This window comes from Psychrobacter sp. T6-4, from assembly GCF_052258425.1.
Taxonomy (GTDB): domain Bacteria; phylum Pseudomonadota; class Gammaproteobacteria; order Pseudomonadales; family Moraxellaceae; genus Psychrobacter.
In genome coordinates this window covers 116,523-138,512 of record NZ_JBQQEZ010000005.1, presented here as the reverse complement: position 1 = coordinate 138,512, position 21,990 = coordinate 116,523, and the positions used below count along the sequence as shown (strand labels likewise).

Genomic DNA, 21,990 nt, shown 5'->3' with positions numbered 1-21,990 from the left:
TTGCGCATTACCTTTGTACGAAAACAACTAAGGCTTATGCCAAGGCTGATTCCACATGGACAGTGTCGGTATTTTGTGCGCACGCTTAAATTTGCGTTTGGCTAGTTTAAATGCCGTCAGTTGCTTGTTTCTATGATGACTGGGTTTACTGTTAGATACGGTATTCAAGCTTTTATCCGTATCTGCTGAGCTGCTTACACTTAAATCAGTATCTACTGTTTTTTCATCAAGCAATTGGTTTGGTTCTTTACTATTCTTATCAGTATCTATAGCTTCAACAGTCTCGTCATCGTTGTTGCTTTCAAACTGTTGTTCTAGCTCTTCTTGATGCACGATTAACTGCTGAGTAGGTAGCGCGTGCTCGACCTTATACTTTTTGACCAGATTTAGGATATCAACGAGCAAGATATCTTGCTTACCATAAAACTCGATAACGTCGACAGAGTTGACATAACCACGCAATTGAATAATGTAGCAGTCTTGACGTAGCTCTAAAATATTAGCTTGGTTCCATTCTTTGTTGGTCAATTCATGCTCATTCAAAAAGCTGTCTAAGTCTTTGACCATTTTGAATACGACATCGATATCGGCGTTGCGCTTAATATATAAATTATGCAAAAAGTGGAACATATCGCGTGAGGTAAAGTTCTCAATTTGCATCGATGAAAAATCGCCATTAGGCACAGTGACTACTGTGCGGTTCAACGTACGCACTCGCGATGAGCGAATGCCGATATCGATGACGGTGCCTTCTTGATCGCCAAATTTGCAATAATCGCCGATACGTACTGGCGAATCCGCCACCACTACCACACTACCAACGAGGTTCTCTATCGTCTTTTGTGCGCCAAGGGCTAGCGCCAAACCACCCACACCTAAAGCGGCGATACCTGTAGTTAGATCAAAACCTAAATTGCCAAAGATGACGATGACTGCAAATATCAGCAGCAGCGCTTTGACCACTTTGCGTAGCAGTCCTAAGATGGAGACGCGCTCTGTGTGATTCTTTCTATAGCTTAGATTGACCGCACGGGTAAAGATGGCATCGATAATACGTAATAGCAGCCACGTAACCGCAAGCCAAGAGGCGACCTCAGTGAAACGGTTAATCGGCTCACGAAGGGTCACTGAGACCCCTGCGTAAATCATGACCTCTGACAATATCATCGACATAATGACGATAGATAATGGCAGTATTACTTTGTCAGGCATTGGTAGCGGTATACCGCGCACGCGTGGATAGGCTAGTCTCAACAAATGATAAAGCACCCATACCACGATATAAGTCAGCAAAAAACTACCTATAATCAGTATGATTGCAGCGGCCAAATCTGCAAGCTGATAGCCAAATAATTGCTCATCTTCTAAAGACTCAAAACTATATTGTGATATCAGTGTTGGCTCAGTATCCTCTAACACCTCAGGTATCGAGCTTAGCGTATCTGCGGAGAACTGCCAGTATTGCTTGCCTTTGTCTGATACTACTCGCTCAAGCATCAGCGGTACGCTTTTATCATTAATATTGATCGTACCGACTTTTTCTTGGCTTGGTGGCAGCTGGTCTGTCAGATTGCCCTCGGGGACATTGCTAATCTGCAAGTCTGGTAAAAACCGGCCGCCGCTGTCTAACGCTTGTTTAAACTGGCGTACCATAGTCGTTGGATTATCAGATTTGGACAGATTGAGGTAATTGCTTGCCAGCAAAAAATCGTTTTGACTCAGTGCGCCAATAAACCCTTGTACCGTCAGCCGCGGCGTATCACGGCCAAAAGCATCTGGTATCGGGGCACGCGCCTCCTCTTGAGGCGTATCAACGCTGAGCATGCCACTGTCTGCTGCCCCCGCCGCAGTAGGCAACGCCAAAGTGAATAACATCGTTAGCGCTAATGCTATTGCAGCAAAGACTTTGTACATAGATGATAATGGGTGCGTCGCAGATTGAGAATGATGCTCAGTAGACAAAACAAACCTCTTGATACAGTAAATGATCGTAAAACAGATAAAGATGGAGACTAGTAAGTGATAAAGAGTCGATATGATAACAATTATTTATGACGCCAGTGCTTTTGATTGAGTAGTTTTTGGAGAATCATGTTTTTATACCTTACTTTATTCTGTTAGGTATAAACGTGCAAAATTATAAATTGGCTCTGTCTAAAGAACAAAACCCTTTAAGATGAAAGTTACTCATCTGATACTGAGAAGATATTAGGTTGTAGTGGTTTATATCTTGATCGTTATTGTTGATAATGGTTCTGTCTTTACTTATTGGTTATTTTGACCGCCTTGCACCTTTTGATTTTTTGGGATTGATTATGACTGTAGCATCTGTAAGTTACCTTCGACTGAGTATTTTAAGTATATTTGGCGTTTTTGCCATGAATACGACTATAGCAGCTCCCTCTACCGTTGCACCTATCGATGAGAGCGAATTACCGCAAGTGGAGCTTGATGAGATTGTAGTGACCGCTACGCGTACCCCAACTAGGATTAGCAATGTCATCGCTCAGACTCGCGTTGTCGATAGCGAAGAGCTACAGCGTTATCAAGGTCAAACGGCGCTTGAAGTACTTCAGCGTCAGCCAGGTATTAGTTATTACAGTAATGGCGGTATGGGTACGACCTCAAAAATTTATATGCGCGGTTATGAGGGCAAACAGATTTTGGTACTGATTGACGGCATTCGCTACAGCTCTTTGAGTGCTGGTAGTGCAACGCTCAGCCTATTACCTGCCGATCAAATCGATCGTATTGAAATTTTATACGGTGCCTCAGGCTCTAGTATATATGGCGCTGATGCTATGGGCGGGGTGATTCAAATATTCTCTAAAGGCAATAATGTAGATAAAAACAGCTTATCAGTTACCGCAGGTGTCGGCTCAAACGATCACTATACTTATGGTGCTACAGCGCAGTTTGCAAGCAATGCGGGTACCTCGTTAAGTGTCTCGGCCAGTCATAACGAAACCAATGGCTTCAATGCAAAGTTGCCTGGTGCTTTTGGCTTTAATAGTGATAATGACGGTTTTGAAAGTGATAATTTTAGTATTTCACTAAACCAACGTATTAACGAGCAATGGCTTGCAGGGGCTAGTGCTTTATATAGCAATTCCACCACTGAATTTGATAACGGTGCTACTAGAGATGATTATACAGATCAAGAAAATGGAGCCGCTCAGGCTTTTGTTGATTGGCGATACTTGCCGGGCTCATCGTTAAAACTACAATATGGCCATTCTATTGATAATCTTGATAACAAGTTCGGTGATGTTTTTGATACCAAGCAAGATCAAATAAATCTAATTGGTCAGCATAAGCTATCTGTTGGACAAGCGACTTACGGTCTAGAGTATTTAGATCAAAGCTTAGACACCACAGCTTCTGGATATGATATCGATGGTCGTGATGTAACGAGTGCATTTTTAGGTTATGTATTAGCGAATAGTAAATATGATGCCCAAGCTAATTTGCGTTTTGATGATAACTCCCAATATGGTGATGAGACGACCTACAACTTGGGCGGAGCTTATCATATAAACCCAAATTTACGCGTTGGCACCAGTTATGCCAAAGGTTTTCGGGCGCCTGACTTTAATGACCTCTATTCACCGTTTGGTGGTAACCCTGATCTAAAAGCTGAAACTAGTGATAACTATGAGGCTTTTGTTGAATACGATACATTATTGCAATCGACACGGTTAACAGGGTATCGCAACAAGGTTGATGATTTAATTGTCTCTTTTGCACCTGATTATACTTCAAACAACATAAATGAAGCTGATATTGAAGGGGTGACGTTAATTACAGATTGGACTATTAATAATTACCTGTTCGGCGGTAGCTATGATTATCAGCAAGCTAAAGACGATAGTGACTACGCTGGTAAGGTTGATTTTGGAGGAAACGCTATCAACTTCAATGGTAACTTTTTAGCCATTCGTCCTGAGCACAAAGGGCTTGTATATGTAGGCTATAGCTTGCCAAGCCTTGATGTGCGTGCAGAGTATGAGTATACCGATGACTACTACAGTAATGTTGAAAACTCAGATGCGCAGCGCGTAGACGGTTTTGGCTTACTTAATATTAGTGGCAACTATAAGCTGAACGATAGACTCACTATGACCGCACGCTTGAACAATGTCACCAACAAAAAGTATGTGACACTACCTGGGTTTAATACTGACGGCACTAATTTCTTTACCTCCTTAACCTATAACTGGTTCTAGACAAAAATTTCAACTTACCTATTTGAAGTTTTCGCTCAAACCAACGCAACTTACAAGTCAAAGGTTTTTCTTAAGTTATATAGGACAATAGGTGACAACAGCGCGCTCATCTATTACAATAATGACCTCCGAGAGGTGTTGCACCGCAGCTCAAATAAGCTGTGTTAGGCTCGGCAACGTGGTACAGACTTTACAACGTCTGTGCTACGTGCAAATAACGGCACCTGCGTTTTTATTCTTTTTATCTATTCACTGATAGGAGCATATTATGGACGCAGTGTCTAACACCCCATCTGCCCATACGATCGACCCCTCTTTTACTGACTACAAAGTCGCTGATATCAGCCTTGCTGATTATGGCCGCCGCGAGATCACTCTAGCTGAAGCTGAGATGCCAGCCCTAATGGGTTTACGTCGTCGCTACCAAGATGATCAACCGCTTAAAGGTGCCAAAATCGCCGGCTGTATTCACATGACCATTCAGACTGCCGTACTTATCGAGACGCTAACCGCGCTCGGCGCTGAGGTACGTTGGACCTCGTGTAACATCTTCTCAACTCAAGATCATGCTGCTGCGGCTATTGCTGCTGCTGGTATTCCTGTATTCGCTTGGAAAGGCGAGACTGACGAAGAGTATGAGTGGTGTTTGCGTCAGCAAGTCCATGTCGGCGGCGAAGAGACAGGTCAGCTGTGGGATGCCAACTTAATCTTAGATGATGGCGGCGATTTAACCGCATTGATTCATAATGATTACCCGCAAATGCTTGACGCTATGCATGGTATCTCTGAGGAGACTACCACAGGTGTGCATCGCTTGATTGAGATGTTAAACGCGGGCACGCTCAAAGTCCCTGCAATCAATGTCAATGACGCGGTGACTAAGTCTAAAAATGATAACAAATACGGCTGCCGTCATAGCTTAAATGACGCCATTAAGCGCGGTACTGATATGTTCCTAGCGGGTCGCCGCGCCCTCGTTATCGGTTATGGTGATGTCGGTAAGGGTTCAGCACAAAGTCTGCGTCAAGAAGGGATGATTGTACGCGTCTCAGAAGTCGACCCTATCTGTGCTATGCAGGCATGCATGGATGGTTATGAAGTACTCTCTCCATATATCGATGGCGACAATACAGGTGGCGCTGATAGCATCAATACCCAGCTATTACAAGATACTGATATGATCGTCACTACGACGGGCAACTACCACGTTTGTGATAAGCATATGTTAGCAGCGCTCAAATCTGGCGCTGTGGTCTGTAATATTGGTCATTTCGATACCGAGATTGATACGCAGTTTATGCGTGACAACTGGCGCTGGAGTGAAGTCAAGCCGCAAGTTCATCAAATCTTCCGCTCTGATGATCCTAACGACTATTTGATTTTGCTTGCTGAGGGTCGCCTAGTCAATCTAGGTAATGCTACCGGTCACCCATCGCGGGTAATGGATGGCTCATTTGCTAACCAAGTACTCGCGCAAATGTATCTGTTCGATGAAAAGTTCGCTGAGCTACCAGTTGATGAGCGCTTTGATAACTTATATGTCAAAGTACTGCCAAAGAAGCTGGACGAAGAAGTCGCCGCTGCTATGGTCGCAGGCTTCAATGGTACGTTGACTAAGCTGACAGATAAGCAAGCTGAGTACCTAGGCGTGCCAGTAGAAGGTCCGTTTAAGCCTGACGCTTACAAATACTAAGAGGAGCTAATAGTGAGTAAGCCTGCTTTTTCCTTTGAGTTCTTCCCTGCCAAAACTGAGCTGGGACATGAAAAGCTACTTAGTACCTATGATGAGCTAAACAAATTGTCACCGAGCTATTTTTCGGTAACATATGGCGCGGGCGGCTCTACCCGTAGTCGCACTTTAGACATCGTACAAGCGCTATGCGCGCGCGGCGATACTGATATTGCTCCGCACATGTCTTGTATTGGCGATGACAAAATTGAGATTGCAGAGTTGCTCGATCACTACAAAAGCTTGGGGATTAATCGCCTAGTTGCGCTTCGTGGCGATCTGCCCTCAGGTCAGGTCGGTATGGGCGAGCTGCCTTTTGCACTGGACTTAGTCAAGTTCATCCGTGAGTACTCAGGTGATCACTTCCGTATTGAGGTGGCCGCTTATCCTGAGATGCACCCGCAAGCGCGCAGCTTTGACTTTGATGTTGACAACTTGGTCAAAAAGTACCAAGCAGGTGCCGATGCTTCGATTACGCAATTCTTTTATAACGCCGATAGCTATCTGTATTTGCGTGATACGTTAGAGAAGCGCGGTATTGATACTAATGCTCAGCCCTTGGTCGCCGGTATTATGCCGATTACCAACTCTAGCAATTTGATTCGCTTCGCCGATAGCTGCGGCGCTGATATTCCGCGCTATGTCCGTAAGCAGCTTGCGGACTTTGGTGATGATCGCAAAGCGATTCGTGAGTTTGGCTATGATGTGGTTCATCGTCTTTGTGAGCGTTTGATCTTAGAGGGCGTACCTGCCATGCATTTTTATAGCATGAACAAGGTTGAGCCAAACAAGCGCTTGGTTGAGTCATTGGGCCTTGTGACATCTGCCACTGCCTAATTAAGTATTACTCTTATTTTATTATTGAACTGGTACTCTTATGAGTGCCAGTTTTTTGTTCTTAGACACGTTTATTATTTATTAACATTTAAGTAAAAGACGTTCCACCTAGTAGCTGCAACAAATAGTAGCTGTAACAAATAGTAGCTGCAACAAAATTCGACTGATGGGTTGTCTGCTGGCTTTACTCATTTGAGCTATATTCTGCTACTATCACAATAGTCATTTATGTAATAAGGATAGCCCATAGTGCGACGTTTTTTTTATGCCGTAAATCATGAAGATGATGATAACAAGCTTAGCGATTTATCTATGGGCCAAAGCTTGGTACTTACCGAGAGCATCACTCATCATTGGTGCAAAGTTTTGCGCGCTAGTGTCGGCGAAAAAGGCGTTGTTTTCGATGGTTTCGGCGGTGAGTATCAAGTAGAGCTGTCAGCTATTAGCAAAAAGCAAGCTACAGCAACTTTGTTATCTCATAGGCCAACAGATCGCACTGCTGATATAATTAGCAAAGTTGCACTGGTCATGAGTCGCGGCGATCGTATGGACTATGCGATTCAAAAAGCGACTGAACTTGGCGTCACTGCGGTTCAATTGCTAAGTAGTCATCATGGTGAGGTCACGCTCAAACCTGCACAAGTGGACAAAAAGTTGGCGCATTGGCAACAAATCGCTATCGCAGCTTGCGAACAATGCGGTCTTAATCGCCCTCCTTTGATACTTGCACCTATGACTATTAATGATTGGCTCACCCAATCGCTTGGTACCCACTCACCCCTTGAGACTAGTGTTCGCACAACTGTAAGCCCTACTGTCTCTGCGCTTAGTCAAGATCCATATTATCATATCCTAAATCGTCCAGCTGATATCAGCTTGCAATTAAGCGTGCCAGCTGCAGGTCAGCCTACCACGCCCACGACGCTTTCAAACGTTCTTGTGCAAGAGCGAGCCTATATAGAATTATTAATAGGGCCTGAAGGCGGCCTAAGTCCAAATGAGATATCACAAGCGAGCGATGCAGGTTTCTATTCTTGGCAAATAGGGTGTCGTATACTACGTACTGAAACAGCGCCTGTCGTTGCGTTGGCAACGCTACAAGCAATGAGACAGAGCCTGATTGATCTATAACCTAACTTGCCATTCATTTGATATATAAAAGTAATAATACAATAACTTTATATTCATTTTTTGATATATAATTGATTTATTAAACTTATCATTACTATTATTATTAGTTATACTAACTACAGTTTTATACATTTGTCGTCTTTATTTATTTGGGCACCTCATGGATCCTTTCGTACCACTATCCTCTTCAGACAAACAACAATTGCTCTTGCAGTCTTATGAGCAATTTGACGAAGCAGTATCTATTTTAGATGCAGATCTTCGCTATTTATCCGTCAATTCGGCTTATGAGAAGATGATGGGCTACGCTGAAAAGCTCCTGATTGGTCGTCCTTTAGGTATTTATACGTCAAATTTTTTGAGTGACGAAGAAAGAGAATTACTCAGTAGCATACGTAAACGCCTCAAGAGAAAAGGGTTTTATGAAAATGAATTTTCTATGCCCAACCGTTTTGATGACATAATTGAGTGTCATATCACCTACCGCAGAGTCTGTGTTGGAGAGACGGTCTACTACATAGGAATTATTCGAAATATACTGCCTATAGTCACCCAAAAAAATCACGTTACTCACCTGCTTAATTACAATCAATTGACCAATCTTCCCAATCGCAAAGTGTTTTTGAGTGAAACTAGTGAACTGCTCATAGATAGCTATCAAGAGGTTGTTGTCGTACGTATCAATATTGACCGCTACCGAATGCTGGCTAACACATTAGGCCCTAGCGGTATAGACACGCTAATCAAAGATTTTGTGACTCGAGTTGAGGCGCTTGAGCTGAAAAACCTCTATATTTTTTCACATTTTGGCGGGGATGATTTTGCGCTTTTATTTGAGTATGCTGATGCTCAAATGGTACGTAATGAGCTTGATATCTTGATGCAAATGTGTGAGCGCCCTTTTGTCATCGCTGATGATAACGACAAAAAAGTTTCTATCTATTGTCATATCTCAGTTGGAGTCAGTTATTTTCCAGAGCATGGTCATCAGCTTAATGATCTGCTCATTAAGGCTGAAAAGGCGCTACAGTATACCAAACAAAACGGCGGCGATGATATTAGCTGGTACGACTGCACGATCAATAATGCCACTGCCGATAGCTTACAGCTTGAGTCTGAGCTGCGCTTAGCTATCGAGAATAGCGAGCTTGTGCCTTTTTATCAGCCCAAAGTTGATCTAAACACAGGGTTTATTATCGGTTTTGAGGCACTAGTACGCTGGCAACATCCAGTACGCGGGTTACTCAAACCTTTTGAATTTATGGACGCTATTGTCACCTACAAGCTATCGTTTGAGCTGTTTTGTCAGATGATGACCCAAATTACAAAACAGCTCTCCAAATGGCGAAAACTGGGTTTCTCTCATCACGTTAGTGTCAACGCAGACGTAGCCGAGTTCGCTCATCCTTATTTTTTTTCGACGATAAGTCGGCTTATTACTGATAACGATATCGAGCCTAATCAGCTCCATATCGAGATGACTGAATCGTCCTTGATACAGCGTCACGCTAACGTACAAAGCCAGCTTAAAGCCCTCAAAAACATAGGTGTCTGCTTGGCGCTTGATGACTTTGGTACCGGTTACGCTTCTTTGAGTTACTTACAAGAATATCCTTTTGATTTTCTTAAAATAGACAAGTGCTTCGTTGGCAAGATAGATACGGATACCACGCAGCGCGCAATCGTCAAAGCGATCTTGGACTTGAGCTTGGCACTAGATATGCAAGTTATCGCAGAAGGGGTTGAGACCCAAAGCCAGCGCGATTTATTAGCAAAAATGGGCTGCAAATACGCTCAAGGCTACTGGTTTGGCAAGGCGGTATCAGCGAGTATGGCAACCAAAATACTCACCCATCAACGCCTTGGAAGATAACGTCACAGCTGCAGTAATATGACGTTTATAGTCACAGTCTGGGCTCCTTTTTTCTTTTTATAGCCGCCAGTCACTCTTTAGTTTGGCTTAAATTGTTGATGCAAGATAGGTTGATGACTTATGAGTCTTATGACCAAACTTGTATAATTCTCTCTGAGCGCCTATCTTTTAGATCAAGCCTATCAATACTGTAGTTATATCTAAGCCTAGTCGATATCTTGGATTTAGAATGTCCACTTATGGTTATGGCAGACAAGTATTCATTGTCTATATATACATAGCTACCTAAGTATGCTCTTTTACTGCCCGTCACATCTAAACAAAGGACACAATATATGCAATACAAAGCGCCCCTACGTGATATGAAATTTGTCATGCATGAGCTTTTAGACAGTACCGCTCATTATCAAAAGCTTGGTGAGTACGCCCATATCGAAGCAGATATAGTAGATAGCTATCTAGAAACGGCTGCAAGCTTTGCTGAAAACGAGTTGTCACCTCTTAACCAAAGCGGTGATGCTGAAGGCTGTCATTTTGAAGATGGTCAAGTCACCACGCCAAAAGGTTTTAAAGAAGCTTACAAGCAGTATTGTGAGCTTGGCTTTACCTCTTTGACTGCAGAAGAAGAGTTCGGCGGTCAAAACATGCCTATGTCACTAAATTCAGCGATTTCTGAGTTTATGGGTACGGCTAACTGGTCATTTGGTATGTATCCTGGGTTATCTGAGGGCTGCGTAGCAACGCTTGAGCATCATGGTACCGACGCGCAAAAGAGTAAATATTTGCCAAAATTGGTATCGGGCGAATGGACAGGCGTTATGTGTTTGACTGAGCCTCAGTGCGGCTCAGATCTCAACTTAGTACGCACCAAAGCTGAACCTAACGATGATGGTAGCTACAACATCAAAGGTAGCAAGATTTGGATCTCAGCCGGTGAGCATGATATGTCTGAGAATATCGTCCATATCGTTCTAGCCCGCCTGCCAAACGCTCCAGAGGGTACCAAAGGTTTATCATTGTTTGTGGTGTCCAAATTTATGGTCAATGATGATCAAAGCTTGGGCGAGCGCAACGCGGTCTCTTGTGGTTCAATTGAACACAAGATGGGTATCAAAGCTTCAGCGACTTGCGTGATGAACTATGATGGCGCTACTGGTTGGTTGATTGGTGAAGAAAACCGTGGTCTAAACGCGATGTTTACCTTTATGAACGTTGCCCGTATCGGTACGGCGATCCAAGGCGTCACCGCCGCGCAGTTTGCTTTTCAAGGCGGCTTAGCCTTTGCAACTGATCGCTTGGCGTTTCGCTCATTAAGCGGTGCCAAAGCGCCTGAAAAACCTGCTGACCCTATCATTGTCCATCCAGCGGTTCGTGACATGATTCTGACGACCAAAGCCTTTGCAGAAGGTGGTCGTGCGCTCATCGGTTATATGTCTCAGTTCGCGGACATCGTAGCCAAAGGCGAAGGCGAAGAACAAGACTACGCTAACCAAATGCTGTCATTACTGACTCCTATCGGCAAAGCCTTCTTGACCGAGACAGGTCTAGAGGCGGCAGGCCATGGCGTACAAGTCATGGGCGGTAGTGGATTTTGTACTGAATATGGTCTTGAGCAAAACGTACGTGACTCTACGATCTCTACGATCTATGAAGGGACGACGCAGATTCAGTCGCTTGATTTGATTGGCCGTAAAGTACTTGCTTCAAAGGGTAAGCTGCTAGCAAACTTTATCAAAGTGATTCAAGATTTTTGTGACGCCAACAAAGACAATGCTGATATGACGCAGTTCATCAAGCCACTTGAGCAACACATCGCACAGTGGAGCGAGCTGACGACTGAGATTGGCAAACAAGCAGAACAGAACCCTGAAGCCGTTGGCGCAGCAGCTGTAGATTACATGTACTTTAGCGGTTATGTGACTCAGGCCTATCTATGGGCACGTATGGCGCTTATCGGTCTCAACGAGATCGCAAATGGCAATAGTGAAAAAGCGTTCTATGATGCCAAAGTTAAAACTGCTCAGTTCTACTTCACCAAATTATTACCGCGTACTGCAACTTACGCTCAGCGTATCGCTACCGGTAGCGAGCCATACATGAGCATGGATGTTGAGCAGTTCTCGTTTTAATTAATACAAAGGGATTAACTTAAAATCTTGAATGATAGTCTTATGATCGGCAATCTACAGGGGTAGGTTGCCGATTTTTTATGTCTGTTATTTATTACATAAAACCCTGATATATACTCCATATGGATGGTATTTGGAGTATAATACTGATATTCAGTAGCATTGAGCTTAGGAGAATCTGATGGCAAGCAAGACCACACCCCCTATCCGCGCCAAAGCAGGCGAGACAGAAAAAGTCACTATCAATTTAGGTTATGTCGATCTGGGACAAGTTGACTTGATGGTACAAGAAGGCTTTTATTCTAATCGTACGGACTTTATTCGTACCGCGATACGTAATCAGCTCAGTACCCATGCAGATGTAGTACGCCAGACAATCGCGCGCAAAACTTTGGAACTAGGCCTACGTCATTACACTCGCGCAGATCTTGAAGTCGTGCAAAAGCGCAATGAGAAACTCGATATTCAAGTACTTGGCCTTGCAACCATCGCCGCTGATGTCTCGCCTGAGCTGGCGGAGGCGACTATCGAGAGTATTACCGTACTTGGCGTACTACAAGCCAGCCCTGAGATCAAAGCAATACTTGCAGGCAAAATGGTCTAAACCCTTGTCTTTAGATACTTGCTCTTTAAACACCTAAGCTTCAAACACTTGTCTTTAAGTACTTGCTCTTCAAATCTCTAGACTGTGAACGCTTGTGCTAAATACTTATATAAACCAATAATCAATAACAGGACATAACTGATGAAGATACCAAAATTTAATACAGCGCCGCCGCACCTCAAAGAGGCTATGGCCCTGATAAAGTCAGGCCGACTAAAAGAAGCGACTGTTGCTATTCAAAATAATTTAAATAGTAATGGCCCTAGCAACTCTGTCAATACTCACACTGATGACAACAGTACAGCTATGAGGGACGTTACACCAAATGAGTCAACACCTAGAATTACTGCTTCAAATCCATCAGTGCCTAAAGACTTAGCCTCTAATACTCACTCAACTCAAAATGAAAATGCTACACCTGAGACAAACGATACGACTAAAGCAAAAGATACCTTGTCTGAAAAACTGCAAAGCCTAACCGATAAAATGAAAGACTTTAAGATAGATTTGCCGTCAGCTTTAAACCTACCTGGTATGGGCGCAGGCGCGACTACGCATAGTGAGCCGCCTATTGCAGAAAATGCTAAGTTTATCAAAGGCGTGTTTACCTCATCACAGGGTAATCATAACTACCGTCTCTATATTCCCTCAAACTATGATGAAGCGTTGACGCAAGGCTCAAAATTACCGCTGGTCGTCATGCTGCATGGCTGTACGCAGTCACCAGAGGACTTTGCCACAGGTACACGTATGAACGAGTTGGCAGAGACGCATCAAAGCCTAGTTTTATATCCGTCTCAGCCAGCGAGCGCCAACTTAAATCGCTGCTGGAATTGGTTCAATAAAAGCGATCAACAGCGTGATCAAGGTGAGCCTGCATGGCTGTCTGCGCTCACTGAATCCATTACTAAAGAGTACGCTGTTGACGCTGGCCGAGTATATGTGGCAGGACTATCCGCCGGCGCTGCTATGGCAGTGATTATGGCACAGACTTATCCTGAGCTATACGCTGCAGTTGGCGTACACTCGGGCCTAGCTTATCAGAGCGCAAGTAATATGCCCTCAGCTATGATGGCAATGCGTAAAGGCGCAGATGCAGCGATAACAGAATCCAATACCAGCACAAATTATGTGCCTATGATCGTATTTCATGGTGATCAAGATCATACGGTAAGCGTGCGCAACGGCGGGCAGGTCTTTGAGCAAGCAAAACAGCGCTTGCAAGCACAAAAGAGTAATCTACAAACCCAGCAGCAGCAAAAAAGCTCAGAGCAAGGCACTCGTAGTACGCAGATACAAATATGTGATGATAAAGGACTGAGCTTACTTGAGTATTGGAAAATACATGGCGCGTCTCATAGCTGGGCGGGTGGTAGTCATGCCGGCTCCTATACTGACCCCAATGGTCCTGATGCCTCAAAAGAGATGATGCGGTTTTTCTTAAACCACACAAATAAAAGTTACTTTAAATAAGCGGCTCTCAGATACGTTCTAACATAGCCGCTTTATCTCAGCTCGTTTATACTTATGATAACTGCACTCATTTATCAAGATTTAGACATCTCGTTATTCTAAACAATACAAGAGCTATCGACAACTTTTGGTGCACACACGATTCACGAAGAGATACACAATTTAATAGGTTAATTTGCTAAACTTTATCTATTGATTGTTAAAGTGAAGTCAACAACACACTGGCGCGCTTTATCCTCATTATCATTTACTCATACCACTCAAAGGAATGTTTATGTCTGTTTATAATGCCCCGCTTAACGATATGCGCTTCATCCTAACGGATGTATTCAAAGCCCATGAATTTTGGCAAAGTAACGACAGTTTAGCTCATGTTGACATGGAAACGGTCGATATGATTTTAGAAGAGATGGCAAAATTGTCCAAAAACGTCCTACTACCGATCAACCGTAGTGGCGATGAAGAAGGCGCGACTTTTGAAGGCGATGGCGTGGTCACGACTCCTTCAGGCTTTAAGGATGCTTATAGCCAATATGCTGAATCAGGTTGGGTTGGGTTGAGCGGTAATCCTGAGTACGGCGGTCAAGGCTTTCCAAAGATGGTCACGATGCTGACCGAAGAGATGATCTTTACTGCAAATCAATCTTTTGCCCTCTACCCCAACCTTACTGTTGGCGCAACCCTCTGCTTAAATGCGGCGGCGTCTGATGAGCTAAAAGAGACTTATCTTGAGAAGATGTATGCCGGTGAGTGGTCAGGTACGATGTGTCTAACTGAACCACATGCGGGTACTGACTTGGGTATTATTAAGACCAAAGCGGTACCTAATGATGACGGTAGCTATAGTATTTCAGGTACCAAAATCTTTATCACTGGTGGTGAGCACGACTTAACAGACAATATTATCCATTTAGTGCTCGCCAAAACACCTGATGCCCCTGAAGGTTCTAAAGGTATCTCATTGTTCGTTGTGCCTAAGTTTTTGGTTAACGAAGATGGTAGCTTAGGCGCACGCAATACATTAGCAGTTGGCTCTATCGAGCACAAAATGGGTATCAAGGCCTCAGCGACTTGTGTTATGAATTTTGATAGCGCTAAGGGCTGGATGGTTGGTGCTGAAAATACAGGCCTATCCTCAATGTTCATTATGATGAACTATGAGCGTGTAACCATGGGTCTGCAAGGTTTGGGCGGCTCTGAGCTTGCTTATCAAAACGCAGCTATTTATGCCAATGACCGTGGTCAAGGTCGTAGTGATACGCAACTGCAAAGCCCTGAAAAGCCTGCTGATGCCATCATTCATCATGCCGACGTGCGCCGTATGCTATTGAATGCAAAAGCTAACTCTGAAGCCTCACGCTGTTTTGCGATGTATGTCGCCAAAAACTTAGATGCTGAAAAGTTCAGTACTGACCCTGAGGTTGCAAAAGCGGCAGCTTCACGTGTTGCGCTATTGACCCCTGTCGCCAAGGCCTTTTTGACGGATAAAGCGCTTGAGGCAACTATTGATTGTCAGCAAGTCTTTGGTGGTCATGGTTATGTGCGCGAATGGGGTATGGAGCAGATCGTTCGTGATACCCGTATCGCTCAGATTTACGAAGGTACCAACGGTATTCAAGCGCTTGATTTATTAGGCCGTAAAGTTGCGCGCAATAACGGTAAATATATTACCCATTTCTTGGGTGAGATTCGTGACTTTGTCGGTAACATGCAAGCGGATCACGCGGTTAAGCAAGCGACATTAGACGCCGCTGATAAGATCGAAGGTCTAACGCAAACCGTACTAGCCAACATTGGCGTACGCAAAAGTGAGATCAATGGCTGTGCGGTCGATTATATGCACGCCTTTGGTTACCTGTGCTACTCGTACATGTTCGCTATGATGGTTGAAGCTGCTGATGGGCGTGAAGGTGAGTTTTATACTAATAAAGCTAAGCTGGCTGATTATTTCGTTGGTCGCATTTTGCCGCGTATCGATGCTCATGCACAAATGGTCGAAGCAGGTAGTGATCCGATGATGAATTTTGATTTAGACTACTTCAATGTAGCAACGAGCTAGTCTTAGTCACAGTCACAGTCATAGGTAGAAAACTATACTACACAAAAGGACAGTTTTTATAACTGTCCTTTTTTGCCTCTAACTTTTTTTAGAAAATTATTTGCTAACAAAATAATGCAATTTAACTGCTAACTTCGCACTAAAATAGCGTCATCATACCTACTCTACATCCAAACAACTATTAATCTAATAAAGGGTTCGACGTGCCTGAGATCAAACGCATTTTGCAGCAGATTACCGCTTTAAGTGATGTGCCTGAGCCCTCTGTTCTCAAGCGCTTGATTGATGAGCTGCGCGTGACTGACAAAGAACCTGCACTTGCCAATCAAAACATACAAGCGCTCATAGATATCTTGGAGCTGCATCCAGAATATGGCGATGGTCTTGCCAGTTTTGTACTCAAACTCATTATCGAATATCGTCAAATTGCGCTGTATACTGATACAGGAATCATGTCAGATCAGGGCTTTTTTAGTAGTTTTAGACGCTTAGTGGGTCATAGGTTTTTACCTATATTGCCACAAGATGATTCTGTCGTTGAGCTGGTCGGCTATCTGTTTGATAAGCGTACCGATGAGCGCTGGCTTGCCAATATTGACAGAGATAAATGGGATAGGCTTGTTGAGCTCCTCAAAGTCAAAGATAATCATCTTGACCTGGTTGCTACAGCAAAAAACAGTATTTTGAACGCTATTATCATTCTATCCTACCGCGTTAGCGGTATCGGTCTGCATCCAGATCTGATGGAAGCGTATCCGCAGATTTTGAACTATTCAGCGTCGTTTGTCGCGCAAAATCAAGAAGCGGTATTATTCGTCAATCAATACCGTCAAGCGCATGAGCTTGATACTTTGACTGACATCATCCCTGAAAAGGCCGTTGATCCTGCGCCCCTACTCGTCATGCTAGAGCAGTGTGAGGACATAGTTGCGACTATACGCAAGCGTATCTACAAGACAGGTATCTCCATTCGCTTGACCAATATGATGCTGCGTTTGGATCAGAGCTTAGAGCGTATTCGTATTTTGACAGAGCTGGTCACTAACGATCGCAAAAAACGCGATCAGGCCATTATCAACCTTATCCAAACGATTATTACTACGGCTAATCGGCGTTATAGTATCGGCTACTTGATTGATAATAATACCAAGCTACTCTCGCGAAAAGTCACCGAAAATGCCAGCCGCGTCGGTGAGCATTATATCAGCACTGATAAAGCGGGCTACCGTAAGATGTTTAAAAAGGCCTCTATCGGCGGCTTTATCATCGCTTTTATGGCGACACTGAAGATTTTGGCATATCACTTGGCTCTTGCGCCCATGGGACGCGCCTTTATCAATAGTATGATTTATGGATTGGGTTTTGTCTTTATTCACATCGTTCATGGGACGGTTGCGACCAAACAACCCGCGATGACGGCGGCGGCAATTGCTTCAACTATCTCGGACGGCTCTGGTAAAAAGTCACATCAGTTGACCAAATTATCAGAGCTAGTCGTTGATATTTTGCGCACTCAATTTGTAGCGATTATGGGTAACGTTATGCTTGCGATACCGGTGGCGCTTGTCATCTCATTTGCCTGGTTGCAATATACAGGCGCACCTATGATAGATGCGATTAAAGCTGAGCACTTGCTTCATGACCTTGACCCCTTTCGCTCCCTTGCTCTACCTCACGCAGCCATCGCTGGGGTTTATCTGTTCTTATCAGGGCTTATTGCAGGCTACTACGATAATTTGGCGGTCTACAATAATATTGGCGCGCGTATCAAGCGTCATCGCGGTCTACAATATATAATGCCAAAGACTTGGCTAAACCGTTTAGGCGGTTTTGTAGAAGCCAACTTAGGCGCTATTATGGGCAACTTTATCTTTGGCGTATTCTTAGGTAGTACCGCCACTATCGGTTATCTATTTGGTTTGCCTTTAGATATTCGTCATATTGCCTTTGCCTCAGCGAACTTTGCCCATGGTATATTTAACGTTTCAGCCGATGACATCAGCTGGAGCGTTATATTACTATCTATACTCGGCGTGGCGCTTATCGGCATTGTTAACCTGATGGTGAGCTTTTCACTCGCGCTGCTGGTAGCGCTACGCTCAAAAGAGGTGCGCTTTTTTGAATGGGGTCGCCTCACCAAACTTATCTTTGGACATGTTATCAGTCACCCCTCAGACTTTTTTTGGCCACGGCAAAAGCCTATGAAATATGCGCGTATCGATAGTCAAGGTCATATGATATTTGAGGATATGTCAGGGCAAAATGGCGGCAAGCCCTTACCGAGCAACTATGTGATTAGGCGTTTATCAGATGTCAAAATACTTCCCAAGTCTATAAAAGTCGCTAGTAAAGACAAGGCGGCGATGACTGATATCAATTATGACGCTCAAGCACAAGAAGGGACCGCTAATACTAGTGAAGTATGGACTGCGCGTACGACCAATATAAATACGTCTCCCAAAAAAATCGTCGATCTCGATGATGGCTTAGTCGATGAGGAATTAGGTAGCGTTCCTTATACTGATGATATTCAATATGACAAACAAACTAAAACGTTGAAAGGGGCGCAAAATGATGACAACGAGGCGTTAGCTGATCCCAAAGTCCCATTACCTAAACCTAAAAAACCACCTAAATTGCCACAGTAGCCTTGTATCGGTAGCTGTATAAGCTAGTGATATATAAAAAGGTCTGATGCTAAGCGATTAAGTACTTAGCTACCAGACCTTTTTTTGTAGATTTATGAGTTGTTATGGTGCTGGACAATTAGCGCTTGAACGTATCACCTGAGCGTCACTTAGACGATAGGCAAGCAAAGCATTACCCCAGACGCAGCCGCCATCCAATGCCCGTGCGTGCGGCAAATCGACCTCACCCCTTAGCGCCGCCCAATGCCCAAACAATATTTTGTGCGTACGAGGAGCTTGCCAATCAAACCACGGAGCAAAACCCTCTGGCATTGACTCACCTAGGCTGGCGGTAAAGCTAAATTCCAGCGTGCCATCCTTCTTACACAATCGCATGCGCGTAAAGTAATTGGCAATCGCGCGCATCTTGGTAAAGCCGTGGATATCTGCATGCCAGTCATCGGCACTTTTGCTATATAAATGCGGTAGTAGTCGATCTAATTGATTAAGACTACTTTGCAGTTGAGCCTCTAACTGTTTGGCATAGCCAGCTGCTGTCTCAATACTCCAGTGCGGCGGTATGCCCGCGTGTACAAGGACCGTTTGCTCGTCTGGATACAGTAAAATCGGCTGATGACGTAACCATTCTAGCAATTCATCGCAGTCGTCGGCTTTAAAAATAGGCGCAGTTTTGTCCTTTTTCTTAAGCCGCGCGGCGCCGCGCCAAACAGCAATCAGATTGATATCGTGATTGCCAAGTACCGTTGCCGCAGCGCCCTGCTCACATAGTGATTTAACATATCGTAGCGTATTTAGCGAGTCTTCACCGCGTGCGACCAAATCCCCTGCAAACCATAATTTGTCTTGCTTAGGATCAAAATCTAACTTATCAATTAATTGTAAGAACGCGGCGTGGCAACCCTGCAAGTCACCGATGACATACTGATGGCGAAAACTCATAACGCTTTACTAGTCCTATCTGATATTTTAATTTTTAAACTTCAGCGCGCTGAGCTTGATTGCTCAAATTAACAAAGTCGCTGACACTGAGCGTTTCAGGGCGCGCTTGTGGATCGATACCACACTGTGCAAAATCGTCTTCGCTCAACGTCGGTAGCAGCGTTGACTTTTTAAAAATAGCACGCAAAGTCTTGCGGCGATGATTAAAAGTCTCGCGCACCACAATGGCGAAATAACCCTCATCCTCTGCGACCACAGGCTTGACCACATGAGGCGTCAAGCGAAACACGGCGCTGGTGACTTTAGGCGGCGGATTAAAAGCGCCGCGCGGTACTGTCAGTAGATAGTCCGTCTCGCAGTGATATTGCATAATGACCGATAATCGTCCATAAGTCTTACTCCCGACATCAGCAGTGATACGCTCAACCACTTCTTTTTGCAGCATAAAATGCATATCTTGAATCACATCAGCAAAATCTAATAAATGAAACAATATGGGCGTAGATATATTATAAGGCAAATTACCTACTACCCGCAGCTGACCGCGCTCTTGATTATACAATTCGCGGTAGTCAACATGCATGGCATTGGCTTTGATAATGGTAAAGTTGGGATGACTGTTGGCCCCAATTCGAATACGTAAGCTGTCTGCTAGATCACGGTCTAACTCAACTACCGTCATAGCATTAACCTCCGCAAGTAGCGGCTCAGTCAGTGCACCCATACCAGGACCAATTTCAACCAAATTATCATCGCGCTCTAAACGAATGCTATCGACGATTTGACGAATAATACTACCATCGTGCAAAAAGTTTTGACCAAAACGCTTACGCGGCTGATGCTTAGCGCCTCGCAAGTTGGCGTTGAGTGACTGAACATCAAAGGTATTTTTAGACATATAAACTTCTTAATAAGCAGAGTAACAAACAAATTATGCAACTATGAATACCGCCGTATTGCGGTAAAAAGCATTTTGGATTATAGCATAGCTCACAGGCAGTAATTTTACAGCATGCATTGTATTGCTAAGACTAGAGCGTTTAAAACTACTCTATAAGTGATTTGTTCGCCATCTCATTTGCCATCATTAGCGCCTGATACAGGCTAGTTGCACTAGCGCCGCCGCGACCTGCTAGATCAAGCGCCGTACCATGATCGACAGAGGTGCGAATATAAGGCAGACCTAGCGTTAGATTCACGGTATCACCAAAGCCGTGTGATTTTAGCACTGGCAAGCCCTGATCGTGATACATGGCAATGACCGCGTCGCAGTTGGCTAGATGCCTTGGGGTAAATAGCGTGTCTGCTGGCATCGCCTCGCTGATATTAACGCCTTTAAAGATAAACTCTTGCAAGACAGGATTGATAATATCACGCTCCTCAAGCCCCAAATGACCGCCCTCGCCAGCGTGTGGATTGAGACCGCAAACTAAGATAAGCGGCGCATCCAGTCCAAACTTAGTACGCATATCATCAATGACGATCTGTACCGTTTGTCTTACATTGTCTTGAGTAATAGCGGCAGGGACATCTCTTAGTGCTAAATGAGTCGTCACAAGAGCGACTTTCATGGCAGGATTGGCGAGCATCATGACGACTTTGTCACAGCCACTTTGTTGCATAAAAAATTCAGTATGACCGCTAAACATCGTGCCATCCAATAGCTTGATATCTGCATCAATCAAAGCAGACTTTTGCAGCGGTCCTGTGACGATAGCAGCGATGCTCTTGTCTGTTGCAAGGGTGTGCGCAAGCTGTAACTGCTGAGCGACCATAGCTGCGTTCTTAGTCTCGATGTAACCGGCGACGACAGGCTTAGCGCAAGGCGTGTTCAATAATAAAAATGCGTCATCTGCCAAGTCTATATGACTTACCTCATTATTAAGAGATGCCTCAATAGTTTGCCATTTTGGAGCGTTTTTGATTACGCCAGCTGACACTAGATCAGCAGCGCGCGCTTGCATTGCTGCTTTATCAGCTGTGACCCAAATCGGCCTTGCAAAGTCTTGCAATTGACCTTGGGCGGCTAGTAGTAGTACAACGTCCATCCCTATACCTGCAGGCTCGCCTGTCGTTATAAGTAGCGGTTTTTTTGTCATAGTGTTCTATTCCCATTATTATAAGTATCTGATTTTATTTGTATTTTAATATCATTATTTGAGTTGTCTTTTTATAGTGAATAACTGCTTTGTAAAGATAATTTTTTATCTTAACTCTAAAGAGGGGTGATAATGTGCTAGACTTTCGCATTTAATTGTAGCATTAATTACTCACTTATTAAGACAGGATATCGCGCCCTAATCACAGAGTTTATTCCGATAAAAAGACATCCATTTTAAAAA

The 21,990-nt window shown here is 44.1% G+C and carries 14 protein-coding genes; 10 read left to right on the top strand and 4 right to left on the bottom strand.

The genetic code is table 11. The features are described from left to right. Window positions 1–27: 27 nt before the first annotated feature. On the bottom strand, window positions 28–1,962 hold the full coding sequence (locus ACTXGE_RS05280; RefSeq protein ID WP_443542296.1) for a mechanosensitive ion channel family protein: 1,935 nt from the start codon (window positions 1,960–1,962) through the stop codon (window positions 28–30). 416 nt (window positions 1,963–2,378) lie between these two features. On the opposite strand from ACTXGE_RS05280, the gene ACTXGE_RS05275 reads away from it, so the two are divergent. The 10 genes from ACTXGE_RS05275 (at window position 2,379) to ACTXGE_RS05230 (ending at window position 18,709) form a co-directional block, all read left to right on the top strand. After that, window positions 2,379–4,226, top strand: a complete 1,848-nt coding sequence (locus tag ACTXGE_RS05275; protein ID WP_443542294.1) for a TonB-dependent receptor plug domain-containing protein — start codon at window positions 2,379–2,381, stop codon at window positions 4,224–4,226. 268 nt (window positions 4,227–4,494) lie between these two features. After that, a complete protein-coding gene (gene ahcY, locus ACTXGE_RS05270; protein ID WP_317198827.1) occupies window positions 4,495–5,919 on the top strand; it encodes an adenosylhomocysteinase in 1,425 nt (474 codons plus the stop codon). A 9-nt stretch (window positions 5,920–5,928) separates the two neighbouring features. Next, a complete protein-coding gene (locus ACTXGE_RS05265; RefSeq protein WP_435951039.1) occupies window positions 5,929–6,792 on the top strand; it encodes a methylenetetrahydrofolate reductase in 864 nt (287 codons plus the stop codon). A gap of 249 nt (window positions 6,793–7,041) precedes the next feature. Then, the gene (locus ACTXGE_RS05260) at window positions 7,042–7,923 is read left to right on the top strand and encodes a 16S rRNA (uracil(1498)-N(3))-methyltransferase (RefSeq protein WP_435948941.1); all 882 of its coding nucleotides are present in this window, start codon (window positions 7,042–7,044) and stop codon (window positions 7,921–7,923) included. Between the two features lie 160 nt (window positions 7,924–8,083). Further along, window positions 8,084–9,796: a putative bifunctional diguanylate cyclase/phosphodiesterase gene (locus tag ACTXGE_RS05255; RefSeq protein WP_317198830.1), complete on the top strand. Its 1,713-nt coding sequence runs from the start codon at window positions 8,084–8,086 to the stop codon at window positions 9,794–9,796. A gap of 335 nt (window positions 9,797–10,131) precedes the next feature. Beyond that, window positions 10,132–11,925 (top strand): acyl-CoA dehydrogenase C-terminal domain-containing protein, encoded by a 1,794-nt coding sequence (locus tag ACTXGE_RS05250; RefSeq protein ID WP_435948942.1) that lies wholly within the window; start codon window positions 10,132–10,134, stop codon window positions 11,923–11,925. Window positions 11,926–12,106: 181 nt separating this feature from the next. Beyond that, complete coding sequence (locus tag ACTXGE_RS05245; protein WP_435948943.1) at window positions 12,107–12,529, top strand: hypothetical protein; 423 nt, start codon at window positions 12,107–12,109, stop codon at window positions 12,527–12,529. A gap of 141 nt (window positions 12,530–12,670) precedes the next feature. Further along, window positions 12,671–14,002, top strand: coding sequence for an extracellular catalytic domain type 1 short-chain-length polyhydroxyalkanoate depolymerase (locus ACTXGE_RS05240; protein ID WP_443542290.1), 1,332 nt, complete (start codon window positions 12,671–12,673; stop codon window positions 14,000–14,002). Window positions 14,003–14,276: 274 nt separating this feature from the next. After that, window positions 14,277–16,061, top strand: coding sequence for an acyl-CoA dehydrogenase C-terminal domain-containing protein (locus tag ACTXGE_RS05235; RefSeq protein ID WP_443542289.1), 1,785 nt, complete (start codon window positions 14,277–14,279; stop codon window positions 16,059–16,061). A 203-nt stretch (window positions 16,062–16,264) separates the two neighbouring features. Beyond that, window positions 16,265–18,709 carry a site-specific recombinase gene (locus ACTXGE_RS05230; protein WP_443542287.1) on the top strand — a complete coding sequence of 815 codons (2,445 nt, stop codon included), beginning with the start codon at window positions 16,265–16,267 and terminating at the stop codon, window positions 18,707–18,709. Window positions 18,710–18,811: 102 nt separating this feature from the next. Here the strand turns inward: ACTXGE_RS05230 and ACTXGE_RS05225 are convergent, their stop codons facing one another. The 3 genes from ACTXGE_RS05225 to pdxA form a co-directional block, all read right to left on the bottom strand. After that, complete coding sequence (locus ACTXGE_RS05225) at window positions 18,812–19,648, bottom strand: symmetrical bis(5'-nucleosyl)-tetraphosphatase (protein WP_443542285.1); 837 nt, start codon at window positions 19,646–19,648, stop codon at window positions 18,812–18,814. Window positions 19,649–19,682: 34 nt separating this feature from the next. Beyond that, window positions 19,683–20,546, bottom strand: a complete 864-nt coding sequence (gene rsmA / locus ACTXGE_RS05220; protein ID WP_435948948.1) for a 16S rRNA (adenine(1518)-N(6)/adenine(1519)-N(6))-dimethyltransferase RsmA — start codon at window positions 20,544–20,546, stop codon at window positions 19,683–19,685. A gap of 148 nt (window positions 20,547–20,694) precedes the next feature. Beyond that, on the bottom strand, window positions 20,695–21,747 hold the full coding sequence (gene pdxA, locus ACTXGE_RS05215) for a 4-hydroxythreonine-4-phosphate dehydrogenase PdxA (RefSeq protein WP_435948949.1): 1,053 nt from the start codon (window positions 21,745–21,747) through the stop codon (window positions 20,695–20,697). Between the last annotated feature and the right edge of the window lie 243 nt (window positions 21,748–21,990).

Excerpts from the sequence above, each read along its gene's own strand:
- ACTXGE_RS05275 (WP_443542294.1), top strand. The coding sequence starts at position 2,379 with ATGAATACGACTATAGCAGCTCCCTCTACCGTTGCACCTATCGATGAG.
- ahcY (WP_317198827.1), top strand. The coding sequence starts at position 4,495 with ATGGACGCAGTGTCTAACACCCCATCTGCCCATACGATCGACCCCTCT.
- ACTXGE_RS05255 (WP_317198830.1), top strand. The coding sequence starts at position 8,084 with ATGGATCCTTTCGTACCACTATCCTCTTCAGACAAACAACAATTGCTC.
- ACTXGE_RS05250 (WP_435948942.1), top strand. The coding sequence starts at position 10,132 with ATGCAATACAAAGCGCCCCTACGTGATATGAAATTTGTCATGCATGAG.
- ACTXGE_RS05245 (WP_435948943.1), top strand. The coding sequence starts at position 12,107 with ATGGCAAGCAAGACCACACCCCCTATCCGCGCCAAAGCAGGCGAGACA.
- ACTXGE_RS05240 (WP_443542290.1), top strand. The coding sequence starts at position 12,671 with ATGAAGATACCAAAATTTAATACAGCGCCGCCGCACCTCAAAGAGGCT.
- ACTXGE_RS05235 (WP_443542289.1), top strand. The coding sequence starts at position 14,277 with ATGTCTGTTTATAATGCCCCGCTTAACGATATGCGCTTCATCCTAACG.
- ACTXGE_RS05225 (WP_443542285.1), bottom strand. The coding sequence starts at position 19,648 with ATGAGTTTTCGCCATCAGTATGTCATCGGTGACTTGCAGGGTTGCCAC.
- rsmA (WP_435948948.1), bottom strand. The coding sequence starts at position 20,546 with ATGTCTAAAAATACCTTTGATGTTCAGTCACTCAACGCCAACTTGCGA.
- pdxA (WP_435948949.1), bottom strand. The coding sequence starts at position 21,747 with ATGACAAAAAAACCGCTACTTATAACGACAGGCGAGCCTGCAGGTATA.